Annotated in this window: 3 protein-coding genes; all 3 read right to left on the reverse strand. The window is 63.9% G+C overall.

Annotation, left to right across the window (positions count from 1 at the left end; translation table 11 throughout):
* A partial coding sequence (gene fabZ / locus EN781_RS31845; protein ID WP_127400695.1) for a 3-hydroxyacyl-ACP dehydratase FabZ occupies nucleotides 1-251 on the reverse strand: 251 nt, incomplete at its 3' end.
* Nucleotides 244-1,299 (reverse strand): UDP-3-O-(3-hydroxymyristoyl)glucosamine N-acyltransferase, encoded by a 1,056-nt coding sequence (lpxD, locus tag EN781_RS31850; protein WP_126054470.1) that lies wholly within the window; start codon nucleotides 1,297-1,299, stop codon nucleotides 244-246. The genes lpxD and fabZ, both read right to left, overlap by 8 nt.
* Before the next feature lie 78 nt (nucleotides 1,300-1,377).
* Nucleotides 1,378-1,753 (reverse strand): BamA/TamA family outer membrane protein (locus tag EN781_RS31855; protein WP_145965761.1); only part of this gene is annotated, 376 nt, incomplete at its 5' end.

Here is a 1,753-nt window from a genome sequence, read left to right on the forward strand (position 1 = left end):
CTGCGGATGCAGATCGCGCCGGCGGTCTGCGCCATGGCCTCGATGATCAGCACGCCGGGCATCACTGGCTGCTGCGGGAAATGGCCCTGGAAATGCGGCTCGTTGATGGTCACGTTCTTGATGCCGACGGCGGACTCGTCGCCATCGATGTCGACGATGCGGTCGATCAGCAGGAACGGATAGCGGTGCGGCAGGAGCTTCATAAGCCCCATTATGTCGACCGCCTCAAGCGTCGCCACCATATCAGCCATTCCCATCGCCTTGTTTGCGGGTCCTGGCCAGCTTGCGCAGCATGGCGATTTCACGCATGGCCTCGGCCATCGGCTGCGCCGGATAGCCTCCCCAGATCTCGCCCGCCGGGACGTTGCTCATGAATCCGCTTCTCGCTGCAAGCTTGGCCCCAGGCCCTATGGTCAAATGATCGGCTAGGCCGACGCCGCCACCCATGGTGACACCATCGCCGACGACGACCGAACCGGAAATACCCGAAAGCCCCGCTATAATGCAATTGCGACCGATACGAACATTGTGGGCGATCTGCACCAGATTGTCGATCTTGGTGCCCTGGCCGATGATGGTGTCGGACATCGCGCCGCGATCGACGGTCGAATTGGAGCCGATCTCGACGTCGTCTTGGATGATGACGCGACCGATCTGCGGCACGCGCTCCGGGCCCTTGGCGCCGGCCACGAAGCCGAAGCCGTCCTGGCCGATCCTGGCGCCGCCATGGATGATGACGCGGTTGCCGATCAGCGCGTACTGCACGCTGGCACCCGGGCCGATATAGCCGTCACGGCCGATCTGGGAGGAATGGCCGATCACCGCATGCGGAGCGATGATGGTGCCGTTGCCGACCGAAACGCGCGGACCGATGACCGCGCCGGCCTCGACGATCGCGCCGGCCTCGACATGCGCCGAGGGGTCGACATGGGCATGCGGCGAGATTCCGGTTTCGCCGGTCATTGGCCCGGGTGTGGCCGCCTGCGGGAACAGAAGGCGCCCGACCAGCGCGAATGCCTGCTGCGGGCGCGGATGGGTAAGCACCGCTATGCCCGCCGGCGCCTTGCTGGCGAATTCGGCCGGGCAAAGAACCGCCGCGGCCTTCAACAACGGCATGAGGGCAAAATTGCGCCTACCGTCGACGAAGACGAGCGCGTTCTCGCCGCCCTCGTTGGCAGGTGCTAGGGCTTCGATGGAGACATGCGACTGGGCAGAATCGACAAGCTGAGCGCCGGTCAGATTCGCGACTTCGCCGGCCGTATACCGGCGTGATGGCGCGAAGAACACCGGATCGGTCATTCCAGAAGCAATATCCAGCTAGGTCGGATCACGCTCTTCCGGACCGCATGGCGGCCCGGAAGCATTGTTACCCGCGGATCAGAAACGGGTCGCTATGCCGAAGTTGAATTCCTGCACGTCGTCGGTCGGTTCCTTCTTGACCGGGACCGCGTAGTCGATGCGGATCGGGCCGAACGGCGACGCCCACATCAAGCCGATACCGACCGAGGCGCGCAGCTTCATGTCGGTTGAGGTCTGAGTGACGGTGGTCACCTTGCTGCCGTACAAAGTGGCGGCATCCGCGAAAACAGCACCGCGCAGGCCGAAGCTTTCCGGAATGACCGGCAGCGGGAACTGTGCTTCAGCCGACGCATTGAAGTAGGTCGTGCCGCCCAGGTGATCCCCCGTAGCGACGTCCGCCGGGCCGATACCGCCATACTCAAAGCCACGGATCATGCGATCGTTGCTCTGGAAC

It is taken from the genome of Mesorhizobium sp. M4A.F.Ca.ET.090.04.2.1 (assembly GCF_003999085.1).
Lineage (GTDB): Bacteria > Pseudomonadota > Alphaproteobacteria > Rhizobiales > Rhizobiaceae > Mesorhizobium.